The organism is uncultured Aquincola sp., assembly GCF_964001545.1.
Classification (GTDB): domain Bacteria; phylum Pseudomonadota; class Gammaproteobacteria; order Burkholderiales; family Burkholderiaceae_C; genus Aquincola.
This window is the reverse complement of sequence record NZ_CAXFDV010000420.1, coordinates 1-2667: the sequence shown is the minus strand read 5'-3', so window position 1 is coordinate 2667 and position 2667 is coordinate 1. Positions and strand designations below refer to the sequence as shown.

At 71.7% G+C, this 2667-nt stretch carries 4 protein-coding genes; 3 read left to right on the top strand and 1 reads right to left on the bottom strand.

The window, feature by feature from the left end; all coding sequences use genetic code 11:
• From ABNT58_RS14295 to ABNT58_RS14285, 3 genes are all read left to right on the top strand, one after another.
• Positions 1–324: queuosine precursor transporter (locus ABNT58_RS14295; RefSeq protein WP_348754133.1), on the top strand; the 324-nt coding region annotated here is incomplete at its 5' end.
• 73 nt (positions 325–397) lie between these two features.
• Positions 398–625: a hypothetical protein gene (locus tag ABNT58_RS14290; protein ID WP_348754132.1), complete on the top strand. Its 228-nt coding sequence runs from the start codon at positions 398–400 to the stop codon at positions 623–625.
• A 52-nt stretch (positions 626–677) separates the two neighbouring features.
• Entirely contained in the window at positions 678–1994 is a 1317-nt protein-coding gene (locus tag ABNT58_RS14285) for an MFS transporter (protein WP_348754131.1), read from the top strand.
• Here ABNT58_RS14285 and ABNT58_RS14280 read toward each other — a convergent pair.
• Positions 1984–2667, bottom strand: a 684-nt coding sequence (locus ABNT58_RS14280; RefSeq protein WP_348754130.1) for an aspartate/glutamate racemase family protein, incomplete at its 5' end; no start/stop codon positions are given. The genes ABNT58_RS14285 and ABNT58_RS14280 overlap by 11 nt on opposite strands.

Sequence of the window (2667 nt, the reverse complement as noted above, 5' to 3'; positions counted from 1 at the left end):
GTGCTGGTGTCGCTGCTGCTGGCGCCCTGGCGCATCGCGGTGGCCTCGGGCGCGGCCTTCATCGTCTCGCAGCTGCTGGACGTGGCGGTGTTCAACCGCTGGCGCGCCCAGTCGTGGTGGAAGGCGCCGCTGGTGGGCTCGTCGGTGGCCTCGGTGCTGGACACGCTGATCTTCTTCGCGCTGGCCTTTGCCGGCACCGACCTCGACTGGCTGGCGCTGGCCGCCGGCGACCTCAGCGTCAAGTGGCTGATGGCCGTGGTGCTGTTGCTGCCCTATCGCTTGATGCTGCCGCGCCTGCAGCTGTGGGTGCCCGCCATCCGCTGACCAGCCATCCCCCTTGCGGGCGATGCCACCCCCGCGGATGCGGGCCAAGAATCGGCACCCAGGAGGCAAAAGCATGCAATTCATCACCCCTTCATCGTTCATCCAGATGTCCGCGCCGCGTGCAGGCCGTTCGCTGCCGGGGGTGAAGTTCGTGCCGGCCGACAGTGCCACGCCGCGGCGCGGCAGCCGCCCGCTGGTCAGCTATGCGTCGGCTGAGGGCACTGCCTGGTTCGAGACCCTGATGGCCGACCTGCCCGAGCCGACGCCGGCTGCGGATGCGGCTCCCGGCCGCCCGCGCTGAGCCGTTTCACCGTGCAGTGCTAGGCTCCGCCGCCAAAACGGCAGGAGTGGGCTTGAGCTGGTTTCCCCAAGCGGCGCTGAACGAAGGCGTCCAAAAGCGCGAAGTGTTCGGTTGGGCGATGTACGACTTCGCCAACTCGGGCTACACGACGGTGGTGCTCACCGCCGTCTTCAACGCCTACTTCGTGGGCGTGGTGGCACAAGGCGCCAGCTGGGCCACGCTGGCCTGGACGCTGTGCATCGCCGTCTCCAGCGCCATCACCATGTTCACCGTGCCCGCATTGGGCGCGCATGCCGACCAGCGCGGCGCCAAGAAGCGGCTGCTGGCCTGGACCACCGCCGGCTGCGTGCTGGCTACCATCGGCCTGGCCTTCTGCGGCCGCGGCGACGTGGCGCTGGCGGCCGTGGCGGTGGTGGTGTCCAACGTCTTCTATTCGTATGGCGAGGCGCTGAACGCCGCTTTCCTGCCCGAGTTGTCGCGCCGCGAGGCGCTGGGCCGTGTGTCCGGCTGGGGCTGGAGCTTCGGCTACTTCGGCGGCATGTTGTCCCTCGGTCTGTCGCTGGGCTATGTGCTGTGGGCGCAAGGCCAGGGCCAGCAGGCCACGCAGTTCGTGCCCGTCACGATGCTGATCACCGCGGGGGTCTACGGCGTCGCGTCGCTGGCCACCTTTGCGCTGCTGAAGGAGCGGGCACGGCCGCAGCCGGCCGCCGCCAGCGCCCAGGGCGGCATCGGCGATGCCCTGGCCCGCCTGGCTCGCACCGCGCGCGAAGCCGGCCAGTACCGCGACTTCGCCTGGCTGATGGCCTGCAGCACCGCCTACCAGGCCGGCATCGCGGTGGTCATCGCGCTGGCAGCGGTGTATGCCGAGCAGGCGCTGGGCTTTGCGCAGACGGACACGATGGCGCTGGTGTTCGCGGTCAACATCGCCTCGGCGGGCGGTGCCTTCCTGTTCGGCTACTGGCAGGACCGCATCGGCCACCGTCGCGCGCTGGGCGCCACGCTGGTCGGCTGGCTGCTGATGACGCTGCTGGCTTACGCGGCCACCAGCGCGCCGCTGTTCTGGGTGGCGGCGGTACTGGCCGGCCTGTGCATGGGCTCCAGCCAATCGGCCGGACGGGCGCTGGCGGGCGTGCTGGCGCCCGCCGACCGCCTGGCCGAGTTTTTCGGGTTATGGACCTTCGCCACCCGGCTGGCGGCCATCGTGGGGCCGCTGACCTACGGCCTGGTCACCTGGTTGACGTCGGGCAACCACCGGCTGGCCATCCTGTCCACCGGCGCGTTTTTCCTGCTGGGGCTGGCGCTGCTGCGGCCGATCGACGTGGCGCGCGGCATGCGCGCCGCCACGGCCGGCGACACCGTCAAAGCTTGACCCGCTGCGCCAGGGCCCGCACGCCGGCCCAGCGCTCGGCCAGCGCCTGCAGCGGCGCTGGGTCACCCGTGGTGTAGAGCGCATCGGGCTGGCCGGTGTCGGTGATCGGGAGCTCGGCCGCCAGCGCGGCGGTGCGCCGCGCCACGGCCTGCGAGGTATCCACCAGCTGCACCTGCGGCCCCAGCTGCGCCTGGATCTGCGGCGCCACCAGCGGGTAGTGGGTGCAGCCCAGCACCACCACGTCGCAGCTGGCCTCGCGCAGGGGCGCGGTGTGGCGGGCGATCACCTCGGCCACGGCCTGGCTGTGCAGCGGGTGCTGCTCGATCGCCTGCGCCAGGCCCACGCAGGCCTGCAGGTGGAACCGCACGCCTGGCGCCTCGGCCAGCAGTGCGGTCTGCAGGGCCGCGAAGCGCTCGCTGTGCAGCGTGCCGCGGGTGGCCATCACGCCGACCTGGCCATTACGCGTCATGCCCAGCGCCGGCTTGATGCCAGGCTCGATGCCGACGATCGGCCAGCCGCCCAGCTCCGCGCGCAGCGGGTTCACCGCCGCCGCCGTGGCGGTGTTGCAGGCGATCACCAGCAGCTGCGCGCCCCGCTCGCGCAGGAAGCGCGCCGCGCGCCGCGTGCGCTCGATGACAAAGTCTGCATCCCGCTCGCCATACGGCGCGTGGCC

Excerpts from the sequence above, each read along its gene's own strand:
- ABNT58_RS14290 (WP_348754132.1), top strand. The coding sequence starts at position 398 with ATGCAATTCATCACCCCTTCATCGTTCATCCAGATGTCCGCGCCGCGT.